Here is a 23,189-nt window from a genome sequence, read left to right as displayed (position 1 = left end):
CAGGCATGAGGGTCTCGCGACGGCCGCTCTCAGCCGTTCCCGTTGCCGTTCCCATTGCCGTTGCCGTTGCCGTTGCCGTTGCCGTTGCCGTTGCCGTTCCCGCCGTTGCCGCCGCCGTTCCCCCCGCCGTTGCCGTTCCCGTTGCCGTTGCCCGGGGTCGACGCCGGGACGGGCGCGGGAGCCGGGGTGTCGACGACCGGCGCGGGGTCGGGCTCCACGACGGTGTCGTCCGCCGGGAGCGGCGTCGACTCGGGAGCTGCGGGCGACTCCGACGGTGCGGTCGACTCTGCAGGTACTGTCGTTCCGCTGGGCGCCGTCGAGACTGCGGGTTCCGGGCCCGTCAGGCGGTTGGCGCTGAGGAAGCCGGCCACTGTCGCTCCCCCGACGAGGAGAACGGCGAGCACCGTGAGGACACCCACCCACCCTTTTCTCCGGCGCGGACGGCGTCCTTCGGGACCTGACCGCGGAAGGCCCTGCGGCTCACGCGGGATCAGCCGTGTCGTCTGGTCACTCGCGGATGCGAACGGGCGTGCTTCGCCCGGGGCAACGAGCGTCGGCGAGGTCATCTCGTCGCCCTGGCTTTCCGCGTCCAGATAGGCCGTCACGACCGGGGCGGTCGATTCGTCGCCGGCCCCGAATCGGTCGATCGCGTCGACGATGGCGAGCGCCGTCGGCCGATCGAGCGGGTCGCGCGCCGTCATCGCCGTGAGCAGGTGCGACCACCCGCTCCCCAGCGAGGCGGGGACGACCGGATCCTGCGTCAGACGGACGATGACGGATTCCGTGGGGGCCGTCCCCGGGAATGCGCGTTTGCCTGTGAGCGACTCCAGCAGCACGAGCCCGAGCGCGTAGATGTCGGAAGACGTCGCCGGGCTGGCCCCCTGAAGCTGCTCGGGGCTGAGATACGCAGCCGAGCCGACGACCAGGCCGGGGGTGGTCAGCCGTGTGGAATCGATGAGATGAGCGATACCGAAGTCGGCGAGCTTCGCGCGGAACTCCTCGCGCGGCACCGTCGAGGGCTGCACCAGGACGTTGGACGGCTTGATGTCGCGGTGCACGATACCGGCGTCGTGCACGACGTGGAGCGCACTGGCCAGATCTCGAGCCATGGCGGCGACGAGGTGCCCGGCGATGGGTCCGCCGACGATGCGCTCACGGAGTGTGGCGCCGGGCACGTACTCCATCACGAGGTAGCGAGGTGGCTCCTCGCCGACGTGGGCGTCGAAGACGGTCACGAGCGCCGGATGGTTCAGCCCCGCGAGGATGTGCGTTTCTGTGACGGTCCTTTCGGACTCCGGCATCCCGTCGCGGAAGACTTTGACGGCCACGGGTCGGCCGAGCACGGTGTCGCGAGCCCGGTAGACGACGCCCATCCCGCCCTCGCCGAGCTTCGGACCCAGGGCGTACCGACCGCCGAGCAGATCTTTCGTCCGCCGGGCGCTCGGCTCGGCGGGCGGTGAGGTGTCGGGCTCAGGCGAGCGGGTCATTGTCGCGGACGCTTCTTCGCGTCACACGCTCGCCGGTGGCCGGGTCGACCGACTGACGGGTGGTCGACTCCGTCTGACGTCGGCGCAGCATGAGGATCAGGCTGATGAGGAACACGATCGCACCCGCGCCCATCAGGATGTACCCGATCAGGTGCAGGTCGACGACCCCGCCCGTGTCGAAGTTGACGGCGAACGCCAGGATCGCTCCGATGACGAAGAGTGCAATGCCACTGCCAAGACCCATGATCGATCCTTCCTAGGACACCCGCACCTGCGAGCCACCGACCACAATACGGTCATCGACGCCGAACACCTGCAGCGGATGAACCAGTTCACCCCTTGGGGTGGGTTACAGCCACCCCGCTTCGCGCAAGGCCACGCGGGTGTCGCGATGGGGCGAGTACGGCACGCGGTCGGCGCCGACGATGCGATAGTCGGTCAGACCCGGTCCCGCCCAGAGGATCGAGTCGCCCGGTCCGGCGAGCGCGATCGCCGCTCGAATGGCGTCGCGGGGGTTCGCGATCTCGTAGACGTCGGCAGAGTCGGCGCCTGGGACCGACGCGGCCCCGTCGCGCAGGGCCGCTCGGATCGCCGCCGGATCCTCATGGCGCGGATGGTGGTCGGTGATGATCAGGATGTCGGCGCACGCGGCGCTGACTCGCCCCATGTGCGCGCGTTTGGTCGGGTCCTTGTCGCCGTCCGCGCCGACCACCATGACGACCGAGCCGCCCGTGACGCGCCGCAGTGCGAGCAGCGTCTTCTCGAAGGCATCCCCGTTGTGCGAGAAGTCGAGGAGGACGAGCGGACCTCGGTCGCCCGACACTCTTTCACCCCGTCCGGGCACATGCACGTGCAGTCCGGTCGATTCGAGCGCCGTGGATACCGATTGCAGGCTGAAGCCGGCCTCGAGAAGCATGACGATGGCCAGGCCCGCGTCGGCCGCCATGTGCACACCCATCAGGCTGACGCGGGTCTGCAGCATCCGTCCGTCCGTCGACGAGAGCGTGAACCACGTCGATTCGGGTGTCTCGCGGGTCACTCTGACACGCCAGTCGGCAGGGATGTCGGGCTGCGTCGTGATGGTCGTCACGGGGATGCCCGACAGCCGACGAAGACGTTCGCCGTACTCCGTGTCGACCGAGACGACCGCGCGCCGGGCGTGCTCGGGCCGGAACAGCGCCACCTTCGCGTCAAAGTAGTCCTCCATGCCGCCGTACTCGTCGAGATGATCGTGCGTGAGATTGGTGAACCCGACGACGTCGAACATCAGCCCGTCGACCCGGCCCCGGCTCACTCCGTGCGCGCTCACCTCGAGCGCCACCGCCGAAGCGCCCGCCTCGCGCATGCTCTCCAGCAGCGCGTGCAGCTCGGGCGCCTCCGGCGTCGTCAGTCTGCTCGCCACCGCGCGACCGCCGATGCGCCGTTCCACGGTCGTGCTGAGCCCGGCGTGCACGCCCATCTGGCTCAGGATGCCGTGCAGCATGTGCACCGTCGACGTCTTTCCGTTCGTGCCGGTGACGCCGAGCAGCGTCGGCGCGTCGGCATCGGAGCCGTACAGCCACGCCGAGAACATGGCGAGCATGCCTCGCGGGTCGTCCACGACGAGCGTCGGCAATCCCGTCTCGCATGCGAGATCTGCTCCGGCCAGGTCGGTGACGATCGCGGATGCGCCCGCCGCCGCCGCGGCCGCCGCGTAGCGCGCGCCATGCGCGTGGGCGCCCGGCAGCGCGACGAAGAGGTCGCCGCGCGCGACGTCCAGCGACGCGCACGCCAGGCCGTTGAGCACCACCTCACGATCACGGACCATTGCTTCGTCGTGGATCCGTTCCGCCCCGAACGTGCGCTCGAAGTCGCGAAGTGTCCGTCGTGCGCGCCGAGCAGGACGCAGCAACGCCGGTCGTGCCCGCGCCGAGTCGTCGCGGATCACGGTCGGAGGTGAGATGGAATCGAACATGGCGCCCTTTCCGGAACGCCCGACGCTAGACGCGCGACCGGATCTTTCCCAGCATCTTGCGCCCGCACGCCGTCCGTGCATGGGCGCACCCCGATGGCGCCGCACCGCACCCCCGCCTGATGCGGACCTGTCAAGGGGCGCCCGCGGAACGCCGTCCCCATGCCACGGTGTGTGCCACTGCACGCACGGAACGGGGAACACATGACCGCCGAGACGAGCGCACCATCGGGCATCGACCCCGGTGCGCGAGCGCGATTCTCTGCGCGCAACCTGTGGTCGGGCATCCTGTTCGGCATCGGTCTCATCGCCTTCATCGACGAGACCGTGTTCCATCAGCTCCTGCACTGGCACCACTTCTACGATCTGGCGACCCCCGACATCGGCCTCGTCTCGGACGGCTTCTTCCACGCGCTGAGCTGGACGGCGACCGTCGGCGGCCTCTTCCTGCTGGCCGATCTGCGCCGGAGGAACGCGTTCCGGCAGACCCGGTGGTGGGGAGGCGTCCTGATCGGGGCCGGCGCCTTCCAGCTGTACGACGGCCTGGTGCAGCACAAGCTGTTCGGCATCCATCAGATCCGGTACGTGCCCGACCTCCTCGTGTACGACGTGCTGTGGAACGTCACCGCGATCGTCTTCCTCGTCGTCGGCGTCATCCTCGCCGTGCGCACACGCCCGAGCGTCACCGCCTGACGACGTGCACGATCACGGCACGACCGGATCGTGGGGCATCACCCTGCTCTTCGCGGCGCCCTTCGTGCTCGCAGCGCTGCTGTACGGCGGCGGGGTGGTCGTCGAAACGCGACGCGGACGTCCCTGGCCATGGCCGCGTACGCTGGCCTGGCTTGCGGGTGTGGCGATGGCGGGCATCGCCACCGCGGGCCCGCTCATCGTGCCGGTCGATCCGGGCTTCGTCGCGCACATGTGGACGCACCTGCTGGTCGGCATGGTCGCCCCGGTGCTTCTGGTCGTCGCGTGCCCCGTCACTCTGGCGCTGCGGTCTCTGCACGTCCGCCGTGCCCGCCAGATCTCGCGCGTGCTGAACAGCGGGCCGGCGCGGGTGATCGCGCATCCGATCACCGCGGCGATTCTGAGCGTGGGCGGCATGTGGCTGCTTTACGCGACGGATCTGTACGGGATGATGCTGCAGAGCCTGCTCGTGCACCTGGCGGTGATGACGCACTTCCTCGTCGCAGGCGTGCTGTTCACGGCGGCCGTGATCCCGTGCGACCCGTCGCCGCACCGCGCGCCGTACCCGATGCGGATGGTCGTGCTGGTGGTCGCCCTGGCGGCGCACAACATCCTCGCCAAGGTGATCTACGCCTCTCCCCCCGCGGGCACGACGAGCGCCGACGGGCAGTCGGGCGCCCTGCTGATGTACTACGGCGGCGACATCGTCGACGCCGTCATCATCACGGTCCTGTGCGCGCAATGGTACCGGGCGGCCGGACGCCGGATGCTGCGCTCGCGCGCAGCGCCACTCGTCGTCGACGGTGTCGCGGGCGCGCCCTGATCGGGACCGACGCCACGTCGATCGGAAGAGACGCTGCGGTGGCGCGGGACGCCGGGCTCGAGGGGCACGGATAGCCCCGCGAGCTGAGGGTTCGCCCTGTTAGGGTGAGGCAAGCGTTCCCAGACCTCGAGCGCTGACTCCGTTCAGCGAGCCAGAGAGGTCGGGATGCCGCACATCAGGTACGAGCCCATGGCCTCCCGTTCGCCGAACTCCCGCAGGGAACGTCTCTCATGACGCGCGAGAGGGAGCTGGTCCGCACGTTCGTCGAACTGGCGGACACTCTCGTGGCCGGGTACGACATCGTCGATCTGCTCTACCGACTGGTGACGCGGTGCGCGCGCACCCTCAACGCCGCAGACGCGGGCATCCTCCTCGCGCGAGCCGACGGCACACTCGAGGTCGTCGCATCGACGAGTGAGCGCAGCATGCTGATCGGTCTGCTGCAGCTGGACGAGAGCCAAGGTCCGTGCGTCGGGGCCTACCGCACCGGGCACATCGTCACGGTCGACAACATCGCCGACATGCGCAGCCGGTGGCCCGCGTTCGTCGAGGCCGCGGGCGCCCAGGGATACCAGACGATGCACGCGATCCCTCTCCGACTCCGCGAGCAGACCATCGGTTCCCTCAACCTGTTCGGTGACACCCCGGGCCCGCTTTCGGCCGAGGACGCCCTCGTGGCACAGGGTCTCGCCGACATCGCGACCATCGGCATCCTGCACGAGCGCGCGCTGCGCGAGTCCAACAGTGCGAGAGAGCAACTGCAGTTCGCGCTCGACAGCAGAGTCATCATCGAACAGGCGAAGGGGGTGCTCGCGCAGACAGAGCGCATCACCCCGGAGCAGGCCTTCGAGATCCTCCGACGCATCGCCCGCACGTCGCGCCGCAAACTCTCCGATGTCGCCCGCGAGGTCATCGAGGAGGCGGGTCGCGCCTAGCCGGGCTGTCGCTCACGGGACGACAGCGGTTAGCGTCGACGCAGAGCCATGAGCGACAGGAGAGTCGGATGACAGAGGCGATCGGGATCGATCTCAACGGGAAGACGGCCGTGGTCACCGGGTCGACGCAGGGTATCGGTTTGGCCATCGCGCGTCGGCTGAGCGAAGCGGGAGCCGACGTCGTGGTCAACGGGCGCAACGCCGGTCGTGTCGACGATGTCGTCGCCACGCTCAACGAGCAGTTGTCGGGGACCGTCCGCGGAATCGCCGCAGACGTGACCACGGCCGAAGGCGCAGAGACGCTGGTGACGGATGTCGGAACCATCGACGTGCTCGTGAACAATCTCGGCATCTTCGGGTCGACACCCGCCCTCGAGATCGACGATGAGGAGTGGCGTCGCTTCCTCGACACCAACGTCGTCTCCGCCGCCCGCCTCACGCGCCTCGTGCTGCCCGGCATGATGGCGCGCGGCTGGGGGCGCGTGCTGAACATCGCCAGCGACTCGGCCATCGTCATCCCCGAGGAGATGATCCACTACGGTGCGTCCAAGAGCGCCCTGCTCGCGATGTCACGCGGCTACGCGAAGGCGGCCGCCCGGACGGGCGTCACCGTCAACTCCGTGATCGCCGGTCCCACGCACACCGAGGGCGTGGAGGATTTCGTCTACGAGCTGGTGGACCGAGATCTGCCATGGGATGAGGCGCAGCGCGAGTTCATGAAGACGGCCCGTCCGCAGTCCCTCATCGGCCGCCTGATCGAACCGGAGGAGATCGCCAACATGGTCGCCTACCTGGCCTCGCCTCTCGCTTCGGCGACCACGGGCGGGGCGCTGCGGGTCGACGGCGGGTATGTCGACAGCATCCTTCCGTGATCAGGCCATGACCGCTTCCCGCCGCGCGGGTGCGGGGGCGGGCGCCCCGGGCATGACCGGCTCGGGCACCACCCACAGTCCGCCGCTGCTGGAGGCGGCGTCCGCGAGCAGGTGCAGCCAGGCCGTGTTGTAGACGTGGCGCGCGGGGACGCTGTAGGTGAACACGATCGGAAGTGCGGAGGTCATCCACAGTACCCGCACCGGACCACTGATCCCGTCTTCCGGCGAGAGCCTGAGCGTGAAGCGCTCGTCTCGGCGCAGTTTGTTGCAGATGACGAGCTGCAGGTGCGCGAGGGTGCGATCGTCGATCTCGGCGATGTGCTGAGAGGTGACGTATTCCAGAGTGCCCATGATCTTCTCCCGGTCTGTTGATTCACGCGGCGTGCGGCGGAGTCGACCAGGGTCTGGGGCAACGTCCTTCGACCATACGCCCCGGTCGCCCCCATCACAACGCCTGCGCAACACATCGCGCCGGGTTTCGACCGTCAGGCCTCGAGCCGTGAACCGCTTCCGACGAATTCCGCTCGCACCTCTCGGCTGAGCAGCGCGTCGTCCAACTCCCACTCGTACGAGGCGAGGATCTCGCGAGACGCGATGGGCGCCTCGACCCAGAATTCGAGCGCCACCCACCCGACCTGCGCGGGCTCGTGCGGGCACGGGCGACTGGAGTAGCCGCGCATACTCCACATGCGCCACATCGTCCGACGCGCCGTCTTGCGCGGCACCTCTCGGCGCATCACCACTCGAAGGGTCATCGCAGCTCCCGGTTCGCGAACGTTGCGGGTCACCTTCGCGCGGAGAGCACTCCGGAAACAGCACCCTTGACCTGCGCGGTCGTTGCGCGTATGCGCGAGGGGCCGGCTGGCTGCGGACGACGGGGGCGCAGCATCCGTCACGACCTGTCGGGTCGAGTCGCTCTGCGCCGGCGGCGGCTACAGCGTCAGACGTCCGGCGACGATCTCGGTGGCGACGAGTCCGAGCCGGGTCTGCGTCGCCCGGGCATGGTCGCGCACCAGCTGGAAGGCCGCGTCGGTGTCGATGCCGCGACTCTGCGCGACGTACCCCTTCGCCTGCTCGATGAGCACCCGGCTGTTGAGCGCGCGCTGCAGTTGACCCTGAGCGACGTGGGTCTCTTCGACGAGGCGCTGCTGGAGGATGCTGATCGTGGCGATGTCGGCGAGGGTCCTCGCGGCCGTCGCGTCGTCATCGTTGAGTTTGCCCGTGTGGTCGCTGAAGAGGTTCAAGGACCCGATGATGGTGTCGCGGATGCGCATCGGGATGGCGTGCACCGACGAGAACCCCGAGCGGCTCGCGTCTGCGGCGAATTTCGGCCACCGGTCCGTGACGTGACTGAGGTCTTCGACCGAGACGACTCGTCCGGTCGCAACCGCTTCCACGCAGGGACCTTCGCCGGCACGCAGCTGCATGAGCCCGACGAACTCGCTGCGCTCGCTCGTGGAGACGATGACTTCGAGCACTCCGGAGGGATCCGCGAGCAGGATACCGGCAGCGGTCGCGTCGAAGATCAGTGCGCATTCATCGACGAGCACCTGCAGGAGTTCGACGACATCGAAGTCATCGACGAGCGAGTCGGCGAGCTTGCCGACTGTCTGGAGCAGCTGATCTTCGCGAGTGCTCATAGTTGAGTGTAGGACTGACCGGTCACGGTTCGAAGGTGAGTCGTCGTGCGATCACGTCAGCGGCGACCTCGCTGACGGACCGGCCGGAGGAGAACGCCCGCGCTCGGATGACCAGAAGCGCCTCGTTCACGCCGACGCGCAGTTGCGCGGCGACCATGCCCGAGGCCTGGTGCATCTCGCGGCGGGAATGAGGTCCGTCGTCCATCCCCTGTTCTGCGGTGTCGATGTCTTCCAGCGCCCGCTTGAGGAGGTGGCGTGCCGCGATGGCGGCCAGCACCCTGATGTCGTCGACATCGCTGTCGCGCAGCCGGCGGGGCTCGTCGGAGTAGAGGTCGACTGCGCCCACGCTGAGGTGGCCGACGTACAGCGGGAAGGCGTACAGCGACCCGATCTCGAGCGAGCGGAAGGCCTCACGCGCGCCCGGCCACTCCTTGCCGCCGCGCTGCAGATCGGGTTCGAGCACCGGACGGCGGGTGCGCGCGGCGTCCCAGCACGGGCCCTCGCCCAGGTCGATCTGGATCTCGTCGATGCGTGCGGCGGTGAGGCTGCTGGCGCACACGGTCTGACTGCCGAGGGGTTCACCCAGGGTGGAGATGACCGCGCCCGACACGCCGACTGCCGATACGAAGGGGCTGCAGAGCGAGTCGTGGCGCCGAGCGACACTCAGCCGCGTGAGCGCGGCAGTGAAATGTTCGCGATCATCGCCCGGTAATGACACAGGAATGGATATTAGTCGGGTCCGAGCGCGGAGGCCACCAGCCTGGTGATTGTCATCGGACGGTCGTGTCAAGACCCTGGGTGACGCCGCGGCCCAGGATCTAGCATCCTGACCATGGCCCTCGAATTGAACAAGCCCGCACTCGCGTATGCGCGCGCCCTCATCCGCGATGGCGATGTCGTGCGCGATGAGCGCGATGACTGGTCGGAAGCGGCGCCCTCGACCGCCGACGAGAACGCCTTCATCGACAAGAACGGCTGGACCGAGTACTCGCACTGGCATCTCGGAATCGACAAGAGCGCCAATCGCGAGACGAAGGGCGCCTACACGTTCCCGTACGGCGACTTCCGCAAGGTGCACCGTTCGGGTGTGATCTCGGGTGAGAGCCGCGCCGGGCAGTACGACCATGACGAGATCCGCGACCAGTTGCGGGCTCTGCTGGAGCTGATCGACGGCGACTGAGCGGGGGCGCCGTTACGGCGCCGTGGTCGCGTCGAGCCAGTCAATCGTCTGCGCAAGGGCGTCCTGCGCGTCGGCGAGGTCGAGGTGGAACTGGTACTCGTGCGGCAGTTGCGGCTCGTGCGAGGCGGGCCAGAACAGCGTGGTGACGGGCACGTCGAGCTCTTCGAGCCGCTGCGACATCGGGATCGACTGCAGCCAGGTGAGTCCGTCACCGTTGCCGCCGCTGATGTAGGTCGGCGGGAAGTCCTCGGTGACGAACTCGATGGTCGACATCGTCGTGCCGGCGGCCTTCTCGGACCAGTCCTTGCTCCCCGTGTAGGCCCACAGTGCGACCTTGAACCCCCAGGCCGGCAGGCCTTGCAGCTCGGCCATGTTCGCCAGGTCGGAGACGCCGCAATTCAGGATGACGCCGTCGAGCTGGTCGGGGGTGAGCGCCGGAGCGATGCCGAGCAGGTCGGCGTAGTCGGGGCTGGTGGTCATGGTCGCGATCTGACTGGCGAGCTGGGCACCGGCCGAGTCTCCGGCGAGCACGATGCGCGAGGCATCCACCCTCAATTCGTCGGCGTGCGCCGAGATGTAGGCGAGCGCCTCGTTCAGCTGGGTGACGGCGGTCGGATACGTCTGCTCGGGGCCGATGCTGTAGTTGACGCCGATCGTCGTGTAGCCCTGGGCGGCGAGGATGCGGAGGTAGGGGTCGACGTTCGCGCTGGAGCCCGAGATCCACGCTCCCCCGTGAATCCAGACGACCGCGGGCAGCTTCTCCCCGGCGTCGGCGATGCTGAACACATCCATCGTGGTCGCGGGGTCCCCGCCGTCCGCGTAAGGGATCGCCTGGTCGACGTGCAGGTCGACGTCGGGCACGTACGGGGTCATCTCGGCCACCGTCGCGGCGCCCCCCTGCTCGAACACGCCCCGGATGAGCATGGCGGACGGCCACGGTGTGAGCGTCATCGCGCCGACGACCGCCAGGATCACGGCGAGCAGGATTCCCAGCGTGATCTTGGTGCCACGCCACGGATGCTGCCGCTTGGCCGGTGCGGGAGCGGCAGCGTCGGTCGTGCTCATGGTTGATCAGTCTGGCAGGCGGGGCCATCTGAGTTTTCGCCTTCGCCGGCGTGGTTCGCGCTCGTCGGCGTGCTTCGCGCTCGCCGGCGTGCTTCGCGACAGACGGGCTCGACGGCCTCGCCTACACGAATCCTTCGTCGACGAGCGTGGTCCGGTCAGCCGTGATCACGTAGGCGCGGCCCGAGCCGCCGACGACCCGACTCCAGCTTTCGACGTGGAGCCTGTGCTTGACCAGTTCCACGGCGAAGCCTCCGTACATCCCGGGGACCGGAAACCAGACGCTGTCATCTCGCTCGGCGATGCACTCCACGTCGAGGTGTCGAATTGACACCGGCGCCGTGACCGCCCGAGCCACAGCATCCTCCACGAGCGTTGCAAGGCGTCGACTCATCGAGTGCGCGCCTTCCGCGGTGAGGGCGACTTGGCAGGTGGGTGTCAGCGCATCGACCAGTGCGGAGTTGCCGCGTTCGCGAGCGATCTCGACTGGTCGACGGCCGTCCGCATCGCGAAGCGTCCGCCAGACGCCCCGATCGATCAAAGCCCGCACGACGTCCTCCGAGGCGCCGAGCCACGCAGCCTGATGGAGCGGCCCGAACCAGCTTGAGCCTTCCACGCGCCAGTCATTCGGCCCCGGTTTGAACGCTCCGTCGCCATCGAGGACGGCCAACACCGCCGGCCAATCCCCTGCCTTCGCAGAGTCGGCCAATCGGTCGCGAGCCTTCACTAGACCCGGGTTGTATTCACTTCGGGGGACGAGAACGCCGAGCCACTCGACCGACGATTTCTCCGACATGGCCCCACTTTAGGCTTCGGGGCGGCCCAGAAGCGTCGAGCGCCCCGGCAGCCTCCAGCGCTCTCGCAATAGGCATCCGCTTGACAGCTCACCTCCCGAGGGATTGACTCCGCGTTGGAGCCGTACCCCGCCGACTGCTGCCCCGCCCGGAGGTCGTCATGCCATCAGAACCTACGTACCCCGGTGTGTACGTCGAGGAGGTGCCGGGCGGATTCCGCCCGATCGCCGGGGTCTCGACGTCCGTGGCCGCGTTCGTCGGCCGGGCCTCGCGCGGACCGATTGAATCGCCCGTCACCGTGACGAGCTTCGGCGACTTCGAGCGCACGTTCGGCGGACTGTGGCGGGAGTCTGCTCTCGGCTTCGCCGTCCGTGACTTCTTCTTCAATGGGGGCAGCACCGCCGTGATCGTGCGCCTCGTGCACGGTGAGCAGGCCGGTGAGGACACCTCGGTGGCCGCGGAGAAGGCGCAGGTGACGCTCGACTCGCTCACGCTGGAGGCAGCCAGTGTCGGCGAATGGGGCGACCAGCTTCGGGTCCGCTACGACCACCAGACGCAGGACCCCGCCGACAGTCAGCTCTTCAACGTCACGATCCGCGATGGCGCCACCGGGCTCATCGAGACGCACCGTGACGTCGCTGTCAGCCCTGAGGACCACCCCCGTCGCCTCGACCGCGTTCTGGAGAGCGAGTCCGGGCTTGCTCGCGTGCAGAGGCTCTCGCCGGAGCGCCCGAGCGAGACCGGGCCCGCCGTCCTGGCCGACCGGATATGGACGGACGACGCGACCAGCAAGCCGTTCGCGGGAGGCTCGGACGGCGCGGCCCTGGTGCGGGAGGACTACATCGGAGGCACGGACTTCCAGGCAGGCAAGAAGGGTTTTTACGCGCTCGAGGACGCCGACATGGTGAATCTCCTTGTGATTCCGCCATACAGCGCAGCGGGCGACATCGACATCATCGACGAAGTCGCCGCCTACGCCGCGCAGTGGCGCGCCCTGTTCGTCGTCGACGCCCCGAGTGGGTGGACGTCGGCGTCTGCCGCGGCGGCCGGCGTCGCAAACCTCCCTACGAGCAGGAACGCCGCCGTCTACTTCCCGCGACTCATGCAGCCGAACCCGTTGCGGAACAACGAGCTCGAGGCTTTCGCGCCGTCGGGTGCTGTCGCCGGTGTGATCGCTCGCACGGATGCCACGCGCGGAGTGTGGAAGGCGCCGGCCGGTCAGGAGGCAGTGCTGAATGGCGTGCCACAACTATCGATTCCTCTGACGGACGGCGAGATCGGTCAACTCAATGCGACCGGGGTGAACTCGTTGCGCCTGCTCCCGGACGGCAACCCTGTGGTCTGGGGTGCGCGCACCCTCGAGGGCGCCGACCACCTCGCGAGCGAGTGGAAGTACCTGGCGGTCCGTCGTACCGCCGTCTACATAGAAGAGTCGCTATCCCGCGGTACGGCGTGGGCCGTGTTCGAGCCCAACGACGAGCGGCTGTGGGCGCAGATCCGGACCAGCGTGGGCGCTTTCCTCAACGACCTCTTCCGCCAGGGGGCGTTCCAGGGCACCACACCGCGCGAGGCCTACTTCGTGAAGTGCGACAACGAGACGACGATGCAGTCAGACATCGACGCCGGCGTCGTCAACATCCAGGTCGGATTCGCGCCGCTCAAACCAGCCGAGTTCGTCATCATTCGAGTTCAGCAGAAGGCAGGCGGGACGTCCGCCGAAGCAAGGGAACGGAAAGTGGCGCCGTCCGGCGTCAATGCGCGCCGGGCCGACCCCTACAAGAAATTCAAGTTCCGGGTGGAGTTGGACGGGAAGTAGGTGGCGCGCGTTACGAAGTGAGGGGGCCAGTAGCCTTCAACGAAGTCCACGCGCGACGGGGATACGTCGCGCTGACGACGGCCAACATAAGGAGGCAGAGGGTGCGAGACCCCTGGAGGGACTCGAATCCGAAAATGCGCGTTTTCGCGAGCTGCACTTCGCTGCATCTAGGTGCAACTTCCGCGGAATTACGCGGGTTTTCGAGAGTGCGACCACATCGCGGAACATGCAGAAACACCGAGCTGCAGATGAGATACGGGCAAATTGCGGGCAAGAAAACCCGCGTGTTTCCGGGGCTAGATGGGGCATTCTCGAGACCCGCTTTTGCCCGCATCCGTGAACACCGATAATCCTGCGCACATTGACCAGCCCATCAGTGCTGGAAGACCAGAAGTGCACAAACTCGAGAAATCACGGTGCGGCACCTCCCACGCCAACATTGCGCGGACGAATCATAGAAACGTTGCGTTCAGCGGCCGATCGACGGACCGGATGACCCCGGGCCGACGACAGGCCCGGTGAACTGCTCGCGAAGCTGCTGTTCTCGGGCCTGGAGGTAGACCTCGTGACCGGTCTGCTCGTCGACGAGACCGGCGACGCGGGCTCGATTCATCATCCGGGTTGCCGTGCTGATACTGACTCCGAGCTCCTCGGAGACCACCTTGAGGGGGCCGTCGTTGATCACCGATCCGAGTCGATACAGCTTGACCGCTTCGCGCAGGTTCTGCTCCTCCGAGCGCTCTTCCTCCCGGCGGAGGCGCCTGATGTAGTCGCCATACGACTCGGTGTCTCCCCCCTCACGGTCGATGCGGACGACGCGACTCGCAGCCCATTTCACCATCGCCTGCACACGAATATCGCGCAACAGCGTCGTGGTCACCTCATCACCCGCCCCATTGCGGTCGACCCGAACCGACTCAGCCACCGCGCGCCGCAGTATCGGGTCGTACACGATGCGCGCATGGACCGCGCCCGGAATCTCGGGGAGACCCGTGACGACTGCGCGCCACGAGCGCGGAATGTGGATGCCGTCCCCCGCAGCGATGATGTCCGCGTCCACCTGTTCAATGACGAGTTCGGGCATGCTGCGAGTTTGTCAGTTCGTCCAACTCTGAGCAAGCAATGACATCAATCGTTCATGGGTGTACAGTGCGTGAGCAAGTGATGTCATTAGTTGCCCACCGAAGGAGAATGTCATGAGCACGTCACCCACCTCACTCGCGCTGACCATGAAGGACGCGGCGAAACTCGTCGGCGTCGACTACCGCACGATCAAGCTCGGCATCGAAAGCGGGACGATACCCACGATTCAGCTTGGCCCGCGCCGGATGATCCCTCGCGTCCCGTTGCTGCGGGTTTTCGGGATTAACGCCTAGATCCACTTGCGTGCTGCACATCTGATCAACTGATCGGCTCTCCCGCTCGTGGCCTCAAACGAGCGCACGCTAATTGAACAGGTTGCGTTCCTCGCTAGCCCCTCACCTTGGCTTCCAGTGGGAGGGCCGGCCAGTACTGCAGCAACACGTGTGTAGCCCGGTACGCATCGTGCGCCGGGAGCTATGCGACCCGCGACTGCCGCAAGATGTCGAGTGTCGACGCTTGTCAGCGGGGGCGCTCGCGGCAATGCGCTGGATGAGTAGTCGCGGCAGTGGCACATGGACGCGGCGGGCAGGGAATTGCTCGGTGCTTCACGAGCGGGGTCGGTCAGGTGCCGGCGCGTGCCCGCCGCCTTTCCGGGCACGCGGACCATACTCGATAGTGTCTCCTTGGAGCGTTGGCGATGGATGGGGCGAGATGCGCTGGAGTATCAGAGACTTTAAGGGGTTGCGACGCGCCGAGCTGAATCTCGAGCCGGGTACGCTCACAATCCTTGCAGGAGTGAACAGCAGCGGTAAGTCGTCGATCGTCCAATCGCTCCTAATGAGCGCGCAAAGTTTGTATCACGAGGGCCCCGTCGTATTGAACGGGCCCTTGGTGCGGCTGGGTGAGGCTGGCGACCTTGTTCGAACGGATTCCTCAAGCGAAACTATTGGTCTATCAATCGACTACCGCCTAAGCGACTACCAGCATCCGGACGACGAGAGCCGGTCGCTGCGGGCAGAGATCCGTCTTGTTCCCAGCCCGGACGGTGCATCGCTGGTCGTTCAACGCCTCGTCGCGTCAGACCTTGCTGGCGCTGGAGTCACTGTGCCACTCGTCTTAGATCACGAGTGGGCGCGTTCACAGGACAGCTCGAGTGCACTCGACTCCGTGCCCGGGGGACTCACCGATGCAGTTCACGCGAAGTCGCTCTTCTCCTCGGACGCTAGAGTCCTTCGGACATACGTCTTGTTTAGCGGCATCCTGCCCCAATATCTCGTTCAGCTTCGTCGTCCGAGTGAAATCGCGCTGGCCTATCGGCGCGCGATCCAGCCATTGCTTGACCAGATGGTGCGTGGAGTCGCGCCCAGTCGCATACTCCTCGATGCCGTAACCGAACTCGACTTCTACACGCTGTTTCGCGAGTTTTCGCGCCTCTTGACCGAGTCGATGAGAGCGGCCGACTCAATCGACCCTCGCCTCCGTGGACTTCTGTTCGATCGGTCGTGGTCTCCCAACAGATTCCGCGACGCGTGGAATGCGCTCGACGATGATGCCCGGGCGCTCGCGATCTCGCACGCCAGCGGACAGCGAGCATCCAATCCGCAGGTTGTCACCCCTCTTTTCGATCGAGCACGGCGCGCCTCGCTACGTCCACGTGGACTGCTCGAAGCACTTCTCGAAGACACTCTCGGCCCCACTTTGACCGTACTTCGAGGTCTTTCCCGCGAGCTCATTGATTTGGCAGACCGAGTGCAGTACCTCGGCCCTCTCCGGGACGAGCCCCGAGTGGTCTGGAATCAGTGGAACGAGCTGACGCGTGGCCTTCCGGTAGGAACTAGAGGCGAGTACAGCGCCGCAGTGTTGGCACGATCTCGCGATGACATCGTGCGCTACACCGACCCGACGGGTGAAGTACGCCAAGAGCGTCTCGATGTCGCAGTCGATGACTGGCTTCGGTTTCTGGACATCGGTGAGAGCATTACTACTAGTAATCATGGCAAGCTCGGTGTTGGGCTGGAAGTCACGCTGTCGGGTCAAAAGCGCGATCTCACAGCTGTCGGTGTCGGCGTTAGCCAAGCCCTACCACTCGTCGTGGGAATGCTGTCTGCACCACAGTCGTCGTTGTTCATAGTCGAACAACCGGAGCTCCACCTGCATCCGGCGGTGCAAGCTCGCCTCGCCGACTTCCTCGCCAATGCCAGACATGACATCACCGTCGTCGTTGAGACTCATAGCGAGGCGCTGATCACACGAGTACGCCGCCGCGTCGCCGAAGGTTCGATTGACAAAGGCCAAGTACAGGTGGTCTTTGTCGAGCCCTCGGAGGAGGGCACCGAAACGCGGGAACTAACTTTCAACGAATATGGTGATCTGTCCGAGTGGCCAGCAGGATTCTTGACTTCACCAGACGATGACACATCTGCGATCCTCGAAGCAAACGTCAAGCGCATGAGCGGCAAGCCCTAATGACGAGTGGAGTGTTGTCGATTCTCGACCCCGAACTCGTAATTCCCTCCGAGCGCAACGTCTCAAGTCTGGAGTTTTGGAGACGCCTCGACGCTTGGACGGCTCGTCGAGACCAGTACATCGGATTGCAAACCCTCGAAGCCCTTGGAGAGCTTCTCGGCAGCATGCCGGCTATAAACGGGCTGCCGAAACACGATCTCTACCGAATCACGGGTCGGATAGTTTCGCGTCCGGCACCAATCTCCGACCCAGCGCGGGCAATTTGCGAGCCTCACTTCGCAGCGGGGTACAGCCCGTTCTGGGGCCATCCGGACAATGTCGCGCGCCTTGCCTTGGATATTGGTTCGGCCGACGCCACGGCAGAACTGGCTCTCGCGACCGATTTGCGTGCGTGGCCGGGCAAGTTATCAGATCCTGCGTGCAGCGCGTGCGCGACAGCACCCAGTCAGCTTCTCGGGACGCCTAGTGATGATCCGTCGCTCGCATGGCGCGCCTGGCTGAGTCGTCAGTCTTGGGGCTTGCCCGAGATGGAAGCCCACGCGGAAAAGCTCTTCCCACGCGTCCACTTCGCAACTGGTGCATGGACGCGTGCTGCGGATGCCCTGCCCCGTGGCATGAGTCCCGCCGTTCTCCTCCACCACATCGGTGTCCTTAACGATCACGCTCAGCGGATTTGGCGAGATCACGTGGACACACGCATGCGCGAACAACAACTCGGATCACTCGGAATAGAGGCTTCGCTGGACAGCCCGTCGACCCACAAGAACAAGGCGGCTATGGATGAGCGCAAGTTCGTGGTCGACGGAGTAACCGTCACATGCGAGTGGCACACGAAAATCACCCCAACCGAGGGCCGCGTGCACTTTACTGTTCAAGAAGGTCGAGTCATAGTTGGAACGATCGTTGATCATCTGACGACCTAACGCGCGAGTTGCGACGAGCAGTAGACCTACAGATTGCTGTCCATCCATTCTTCGATCTCGGACCGAATCGGGTTGCTCGCAAAAACTTTTCCGAGTCCTGAGATTGTCCGTTCATGAGTGAGGCTTTTGCGATGGTCGTCGAGGTTGCGGTGAAAGACGGGGCCGATGAATACCGGCGGACGCCCGTCGCGCCCAGCCTCATGGGCGAGGTGCGACGCTCGATTGACGACGTCGCCCATGTAAACGACGTCGTTAAGTCCGCTCCCGCTGTACCCCGCCTTTATCATGAGGGCGCGTCCATAGTCCACACCCATCCCGACGCGAACCTGCTCGTATCCCCGCGCGGTCAGCGCCTTGTTGAGCATCTTCATAAGACTATTCGCGCGAGCTGCGACTGAGAAAACCTCGCGCAGGTTCGTCTTCTGCGGTGTGTTGTAAACCGCCCATACGCAATCACCGACGATATTCACTTCTCGCACCCGAGGGTGGCCGTTCAAGACGGCAACCATCTCGGAAATAAACGCGCGGTAAAGCTTTGCCAGTTCTGGACGGGTGTACTCAGCGGTGAGCCCTGAGGAGTCACGGATATCGACAAACAGCGCGGAGCAGGGCGCATTGAAACCATTGGTGAATGTGAGTCGGTCGCGGTCGGGTAGGGCGTCCGTCTCCTCAAATTGACCTGGCGGCTGGTCAAGGATGTCCTCGATACGCGCGAAGCTCGCCGCCCAGTCATAAGGCTTGTGGTTTCCGTCCATCTCACACCCCTGCGATATCTACGACCACTACAGCTGAGAGTAATAACGCGCCGCTCAGTTCTAGTCGTATCGCCCAGTTGACACAGAAAAACTTAGTGCTCGCGATCTTAGAGTTTGCGTAGATCTGGTCGGCGATCTGGGCCGTTAGTTCCGCGGGGTTCGAAGTCAACGATGCCAGTACGTCGCGATAACTCGGTTGACGTTGCTTGTAGATGCGGGAAACGTCGCCAAAGAAGAGGAGGTTAGCCTCGACGTCTGCCTCCGAAATCTTCTCGCCGGACTTTCGTCCGGCCCTGGTGCGCGGGAAGAGGCCAGCCGCGGCAAAGGCGAGTGCTAAAAGGAGCGCGACCCCATCGAGGATCACGAGTCCTCGCAGATTAGGTGTCCAGGCGTCGACATCTCGCCCAACCGCGACAAGCATGCCAGCAGTCACCCCGATGAACGCTACGACAATCGCGGTCTTGGCGTCTGCGTGTCGGATCCACTCGTTCGTGGTAGACAATGCCCGCCACGCATGGTCAGGCGCTGGCGAACCGGATCGACCCCAGATAAGTCTCATGGTGCCCCTCTCACAAGGGCTACCGTACATAGCTCGGGTGACAGTCACGCCGAGGTTCCGGTAGCCACGGGTTGTTCGGTCGGCGATCTCGAATCGAACACCCAATGACACGAAGAAACTTATGCCCCAGTACGCCCCGCCCGATGGCCGGCTCGAGAGTCTGCCCGCTACGCTCCCGCGATCCGAACGCCACTACATCCCCATCCCACGTCCCGAACTCGGCGCCCCGGTAACCGGACCAGTCCCCATCGCCGCCATGTCCCGCGCTCGCGCTGCGCGCCGCATCTCCGCCTGAGCCGCGCGCACAGCATCCTGCATCGTCAGCTCCGGCGTACCGCGCTGCATCGACTCGGCGAGGCACTCGCGGGCGGCAGCATCCGTTCGGGCAACTACGATCGCGGCGTTGTGCACCCGGCCGCGGGTGAGGCCGACGTACAGGCCGGCCGCGTCTACATCCGGCCCGACCACGGAGGCATCGGCTGTGTCGCCCTGCACGCCATGCACCGTCGACGCGTAAGCGAGCTGCAGGTGCTCCCGCGCATACTCGTTAGGCACTCGCCGCAACTCGCCGCTGTCGCCGCCCGACACAAGATGGACGAAGTCGTCTCGGATGCAGCGCACGATCCACTGCGCACGATTTTCGACACCTGTGAGCCGGTCGTTGCGGCGGGTTTGGACGGTGTCGCCGACGAGGATGCGCTGCTCCCCCATCCCCCACGCGACCGCGCCGGGATCTAGCTCGCCCTGGTCGACTCGCCGCTGCTGGATCGCATCGTTGATGGCATCAGCCTCAGCGTTGGTACCTGAGACCAACGTCACCCGTCTGCCGCGCGCGTGCCACTCGAAGTAGGCGTCGATCATCCGCTCACGGGCTGCGTCATGATGATCGACCCGCTCGACGTGACCGCGTTCCGCGAGTTCACCAGCGACCGCCAGCGCGTGGTCGCGATCACCCGTGTTGCGCAGCCGCAGCGTGAGCGCCGCGTACTCGGGATCGCGGAACCGATGCACCGTATCGAGCTCGACCGCCGCATTCGCGTGCCGAATTGCCGAACCCATCGCACCCGCGTGCCCGACCGGCAGCGCCTGGTGCGGATCCCCGACGAATGCAATCCCGACCCCCTGTTCTATCGCGAGGTCGACGAGGACGGTCGCGGTCTGCAGATCGACCATGCCCGCTTCATCGACCACAATCCGATCGCGAGCACTCAACACGTACTGCGCCGGCCCGCGATATGCGGCACCCGTGCCGGGATCGATCTCCCCGACGCGCAGTCGTGTCCATGCCATCGCGCCAGCCTGGTCGGCACTCCACCGGAAACCGTGGTCCAGGAGGAGTGCATGAATACTGGATGCCGCAGCCCCGACCTCGCGGGACGCCACCGACGCCGCCTTCCGGGTCGGAGCGACGACGAGCATCCGCCGCCGTTGCGCCGCGAGCGCTGCGAACGCAACACGCAGCATCGTCGTCTTGCCTGTGCCAGCGGGGCCGGTGACCGTCACGAGCCCGTCGCTCCCGGCGATCGCGCACGCCGCCACGCTTTGCGAAGCATCCAGTGTCGAGATGTCCTCGTTGGCCGCGAACCAATGCAACTCATCGGGCAGAAGCGAGCGCCCCAGCCTGGCGAGCACGTCAAGGCGTCCAGCGAGGCGCACTTTCGCGCGCACTGTCTCGGTGGCCATGTAGGCCTTCACGTGCGCGGACGGAACCTCCGCAACGAGCCGATAGACGGCCTTCGCGGCACGCGTCGTGATCGCGACGATCACGCCGTCGAGCTGATCGCGCGGCGCAACGATCCCGGTGCGTGAGAGCACGCGCGTTGCGCCGGCACGGATGTCGAAGGTACTGAACCGCCCGCCGCTCGATGTGGACCGTTCGTCCGCGTCCACAACCGCCGCAGCAGCGAGTAGATCCAGATCGAGGGCATGCAGGTCTGTTGCGGCCACGGCTGTTGGTGCCCGCGCGGTGATCAGATTCGGATCGATCGCCGCGATTTCGTCGCGGACGCGCGACTCCCACGAGATTTCATCGAGGTCGGCCGGCTTGTTCGGTCGCGCGACCGCCCACGCGCGCCGGTCGATTTGATGGAGCACGTCGACGCTCGGCGCGGATCCTCCGTGCGCTGCCGACCACTCCCCGATCAGGCGTGCGCGGTTCGCCTCGATCTGTGCCGACCGGCGCGAGAGCGGGCGGACGGCGCCGACAAGTTCGGCGATCTCGCCCGAGTCGTCGAGTGTGTATCCGTGACGCGCAAGCGCAGCGATCCACGCGGGGTCTGTGCGGGCGGCGAGTTCGCCCTCGGCGTTGATGACCGTGTGCAGCTTCATCGCCACTCGCGAGTCGAGGTTCGACCACTTGCCGTCCGCGCCGAGCACTTTGATGTTCAGCCAGAGGTGGCGGTGGATGTGCGGGTCGAGCGCCCGGGATCGGCGGTGCTGTAGCTCGACGACCTCGATGCGGGTGACGCCCTCGCGGACGAGCCCGCCATGCCCGCGCCGCGCGTTGATCTCGGTCTGCCACGTGAGCACAATGCGGTCACGCAAACGGTCCTGAAGCGCTTCAAGCTCGGCAGCGAGCTTGGGCTGTAGCAACGCGGCGAGGCTGTAGGTCTTCGGGTGATTGAGCGTTCCGTCGAGCAGAAGATCGGCGTCGGGGCTCAGGCGCTGGTGACCTCGCTCCTCCCCCGTGATCGGGTCGTATCCGGTAAGCCAGACTCGGAGGCTCCCTGCCGTGAGTTGGTCCGTCGTGATGACGCCGTTGTCGACGATGAACCGAGAGACAGTCGAGTCGGATGCTGCACCGTATGCCTCGAGCGCTTCGGCGCCCGTCGAGTTGTGCACATGGGCGTCGCACGTGCCCTCGAGCGCGTACGAGATCGCTTGCCGAACTCCGCGGGATTCAGCGCCCCTCTTCCATCGCTCCAGGCCTCCTCGCATGGCGCCAGAGTAGGCCAGGTTTTCACAGTTATCCAGGGATTTTTACGCGATGCAGGAAACTGTCGCAGAGTGGTTTCAAAGGGCGTCGCCCACCCTTGGTGCCTGCGTGCATTGCCTTCTCTTTTTCGCGTCGGATGGTCTGGGTCGCAAAGCTCTTCGGTCGTTCCGCGGAGAAGGTGCTGTGGTGGAGGTAGCTTCTTCGCTTCGCCCCCGCGGCGGCCATGGGAAGCACCTTGACCTGGGATCGTCAGAACTGCGCCGCAACGTGACCGCGCGTCTGGGCTTGAATCCTGTTGGCTCTGTTGCTCCACTGCTCCCTGATCCGAACGCCATGAGCACACAGACGGCCGAGCACGGCTGACCCTAGATCACAGCAACTCGGTGAATATTTGTGGCGATCTCAACCGCAGAAAATCATCGAGCGACTTCGTTGCGCGAGACATCGACCAGTCACTCAACACATTCGGCGCACGCGCCAAGATGGGCACATGCGTCCCCACGACTCGAGCGCCCGGCTGACGATGGACTTCATCCCGAGCGCCACACAAGCCGCACGATTGAAGACACCGATAGTTGCCCACGGAATTGCAACGCGCTGCGCCGAGCACCGGAGCCTGCCCCTCTCCTGCATGATCGGTGAGGGCGTAGCCGGGCGCTCCCCTCGCTAGGCGGGCGGGCGAGTACCCGTCGCCCCCGACCCATCCCCATTCGCGTGCTTGTAGTGACGAAGAACTCGACGCACGCCGCGTGACTCGTGGCGACCAGGGCCCTCGATCCAACCGAGGAGATACTCCGAGCCCCACGAGGTCGAATGCCACTGTTTGTATCCACGCGCGGGCAGGGGCTCAACCTTCGTCTCGCGTGCCAAGATCCCCGAGACCCAGGAGTGCTCGCTAGGGCGGATGTCACCCCAAGCACTCTTGGCACCTAATGCGTGGTGCACCCGACTCAACTGAGTGCCGCGCACCAGCAGGGGCTCGTTGGCAGTGTCCCAGCCGGCGAACGCGTCGTTGGAATGAAACTCTGTGATGGCCACGGTGTAGACCTCACCGATGAGCACAAGACTCGGAACTTGTTGGACGGTGAATGATGAGCCCGATGCTCTCCACCTTTCAGCCTCGCGCTTTGCTCCGTCGATGCTGGGTGTGAGGCTTGTGGGGCCCCTGTAGCGGCGACTCGTTGTGCTGTGCCAAGCATTCCGTTCGCGCGTCAACAG

Annotated in this window: 22 protein-coding genes; 9 read left to right on the top strand and 13 right to left on the bottom strand. The window is 65.8% G+C overall.

Annotated elements, in window-relative coordinates; all coding sequences use genetic code 11:
* Positions 1–29 precede the first annotated feature (29 nt).
* The 3 genes from ACFXOO_RS03300 to ACFXOO_RS03290 all read right to left on the bottom strand — a co-directional run bounded on the left by ACFXOO_RS03300 (position 30) and on the right by ACFXOO_RS03290 (position 3,414).
* A complete protein-coding gene (locus ACFXOO_RS03300; protein ID WP_394562768.1) occupies positions 30–1,487 on the bottom strand; it encodes a protein kinase in 1,458 nt (485 codons plus the stop codon).
* Positions 1,471–1,731, bottom strand: coding sequence for a DUF6458 family protein (locus ACFXOO_RS03295; RefSeq protein WP_378837991.1), 261 nt, complete (start codon positions 1,729–1,731; stop codon positions 1,471–1,473). Before ACFXOO_RS03295 ends, ACFXOO_RS03300 begins: the two co-directional genes overlap by 17 nt.
* A gap of 105 nt (positions 1,732–1,836) precedes the next feature.
* Entirely contained in the window at positions 1,837–3,414 is a 1,578-nt protein-coding gene (locus tag ACFXOO_RS03290) for a Mur ligase family protein (protein WP_394562767.1), read from the bottom strand.
* A gap of 228 nt (positions 3,415–3,642) precedes the next feature.
* Between ACFXOO_RS03290 and ACFXOO_RS03285 the strand changes: the two genes are divergently transcribed.
* The 4 genes from ACFXOO_RS03285 (at position 3,643) to ACFXOO_RS03270 (ending at position 6,758) form a co-directional block, all read left to right on the top strand.
* Entirely contained in the window at positions 3,643–4,131 is a 489-nt protein-coding gene (locus ACFXOO_RS03285; RefSeq protein WP_394562766.1) for a DUF2243 domain-containing protein, read from the top strand.
* Between the two features lie 4 nt (positions 4,132–4,135).
* Positions 4,136–4,951: a cytochrome c oxidase assembly protein gene (locus ACFXOO_RS03280; protein ID WP_394562765.1), complete on the top strand. Its 816-nt coding sequence runs from the start codon at positions 4,136–4,138 to the stop codon at positions 4,949–4,951.
* A gap of 230 nt (positions 4,952–5,181) precedes the next feature.
* Positions 5,182–5,886, top strand: coding sequence for an ANTAR domain-containing protein (locus tag ACFXOO_RS03275; protein ID WP_394562764.1), 705 nt, complete (start codon positions 5,182–5,184; stop codon positions 5,884–5,886).
* 80 nt (positions 5,887–5,966) lie between these two features.
* Complete coding sequence (locus ACFXOO_RS03270; RefSeq protein ID WP_394563187.1) at positions 5,967–6,758, top strand: SDR family NAD(P)-dependent oxidoreductase; 792 nt, start codon at positions 5,967–5,969, stop codon at positions 6,756–6,758.
* On the opposite strand, the gene ACFXOO_RS03265 is transcribed toward ACFXOO_RS03270, so the two are convergent.
* From ACFXOO_RS03265 to ACFXOO_RS03250, 4 genes are all read right to left on the bottom strand, one after another.
* A complete protein-coding gene (locus ACFXOO_RS03265) occupies positions 6,759–7,109 on the bottom strand; it encodes a hypothetical protein (protein WP_378851588.1) in 351 nt (116 codons plus the stop codon). It abuts the gene before it with no gap.
* 134 nt (positions 7,110–7,243) lie between these two features.
* Positions 7,244–7,513, bottom strand: coding sequence for a hypothetical protein (locus ACFXOO_RS03260; protein ID WP_394562763.1), 270 nt, complete (start codon positions 7,511–7,513; stop codon positions 7,244–7,246).
* A 177-nt stretch (positions 7,514–7,690) separates the two neighbouring features.
* On the bottom strand, positions 7,691–8,398 hold the full coding sequence (locus ACFXOO_RS03255) for a GAF domain-containing protein (RefSeq protein WP_378837968.1): 708 nt from the start codon (positions 8,396–8,398) through the stop codon (positions 7,691–7,693).
* A gap of 22 nt (positions 8,399–8,420) precedes the next feature.
* Complete coding sequence (locus ACFXOO_RS03250) at positions 8,421–9,116, bottom strand: GAF and ANTAR domain-containing protein (protein WP_378837965.1); 696 nt, start codon at positions 9,114–9,116, stop codon at positions 8,421–8,423.
* Positions 9,117–9,230: 114 nt separating this feature from the next.
* Between ACFXOO_RS03250 and ACFXOO_RS03245 the strand changes: the two genes are divergently transcribed.
* Positions 9,231–9,578 carry a hypothetical protein gene (locus ACFXOO_RS03245; protein WP_378837962.1) on the top strand — a complete coding sequence of 116 codons (348 nt, stop codon included), beginning with the start codon at positions 9,231–9,233 and terminating at the stop codon, positions 9,576–9,578.
* A gap of 12 nt (positions 9,579–9,590) precedes the next feature.
* Here ACFXOO_RS03245 and ACFXOO_RS03240 read toward each other — a convergent pair whose 3' ends face one another.
* Positions 9,591–10,643: an alpha/beta hydrolase gene (locus tag ACFXOO_RS03240; RefSeq protein ID WP_394562762.1), complete on the bottom strand. Its 1,053-nt coding sequence runs from the start codon at positions 10,641–10,643 to the stop codon at positions 9,591–9,593.
* Between the two features lie 121 nt (positions 10,644–10,764).
* Positions 10,765–11,436, bottom strand: coding sequence for a hypothetical protein (locus ACFXOO_RS03235; RefSeq protein WP_394562761.1), 672 nt, complete (start codon positions 11,434–11,436; stop codon positions 10,765–10,767).
* Between the two features lie 158 nt (positions 11,437–11,594).
* On the opposite strand from ACFXOO_RS03235, the gene ACFXOO_RS03230 reads away from it, so the two are divergent.
* Positions 11,595–13,250, top strand: coding sequence for a phage tail sheath family protein (locus tag ACFXOO_RS03230; protein WP_394562760.1), 1,656 nt, complete (start codon positions 11,595–11,597; stop codon positions 13,248–13,250).
* 469 nt (positions 13,251–13,719) lie between these two features.
* Here ACFXOO_RS03230 and ACFXOO_RS03225 read toward each other — a convergent pair whose 3' ends face one another.
* Positions 13,720–14,334 (bottom strand): hypothetical protein, encoded by a 615-nt coding sequence (locus ACFXOO_RS03225; RefSeq protein WP_394562759.1) that lies wholly within the window; start codon positions 14,332–14,334, stop codon positions 13,720–13,722.
* Between the two features lie 112 nt (positions 14,335–14,446).
* Between ACFXOO_RS03225 and ACFXOO_RS03220 the strand changes: the two genes are divergently transcribed.
* The 3 genes from ACFXOO_RS03220 to ACFXOO_RS03210 all read left to right on the top strand — a co-directional run bounded on the left by ACFXOO_RS03220 (position 14,447) and on the right by ACFXOO_RS03210 (position 17,722).
* Positions 14,447–14,626: a helix-turn-helix domain-containing protein gene (locus tag ACFXOO_RS03220; RefSeq protein WP_394562758.1), complete on the top strand. Its 180-nt coding sequence runs from the start codon at positions 14,447–14,449 to the stop codon at positions 14,624–14,626.
* A gap of 418 nt (positions 14,627–15,044) precedes the next feature.
* The gene (locus ACFXOO_RS03215) at positions 15,045–16,799 is read left to right on the top strand and encodes an AAA family ATPase (RefSeq protein ID WP_394562757.1); all 1,755 of its coding nucleotides are present in this window, start codon (positions 15,045–15,047) and stop codon (positions 16,797–16,799) included.
* Positions 16,800–16,813: 14 nt separating this feature from the next.
* Complete coding sequence (locus ACFXOO_RS03210) at positions 16,814–17,722, top strand: hypothetical protein (RefSeq protein WP_394562756.1); 909 nt, start codon at positions 16,814–16,816, stop codon at positions 17,720–17,722.
* A 26-nt stretch (positions 17,723–17,748) separates the two neighbouring features.
* Here ACFXOO_RS03210 and ACFXOO_RS03205 read toward each other — a convergent pair whose 3' ends face one another.
* The 3 genes from ACFXOO_RS03205 to ACFXOO_RS03195 form a co-directional block, all read right to left on the bottom strand.
* Positions 17,749–18,477 (bottom strand): adenylate/guanylate cyclase domain-containing protein, encoded by a 729-nt coding sequence (locus ACFXOO_RS03205; protein ID WP_394562755.1) that lies wholly within the window; start codon positions 18,475–18,477, stop codon positions 17,749–17,751.
* 1 nt (position 18,478) lies between these two features.
* Entirely contained in the window at positions 18,479–18,910 is a 432-nt protein-coding gene (locus ACFXOO_RS03200; RefSeq protein WP_394562754.1) for a Pycsar system effector family protein, read from the bottom strand.
* 318 nt (positions 18,911–19,228) lie between these two features.
* Complete coding sequence (locus ACFXOO_RS03195) at positions 19,229–21,973, bottom strand: AAA family ATPase (protein WP_394562753.1); 2,745 nt, start codon at positions 21,971–21,973, stop codon at positions 19,229–19,231.
* Positions 21,974–23,189: the final 1,216 nt, after the last annotated feature.

It is taken from the genome of Microbacterium sp. P03 (assembly GCF_043556235.1).
Classification (GTDB): Bacteria; Actinomycetota; Actinomycetes; order Actinomycetales; family Microbacteriaceae; genus Microbacterium.
The sequence above is the reverse complement of the archived record's forward strand: the minus strand, read 5'-3'. Positions and strand labels throughout refer to the sequence as shown.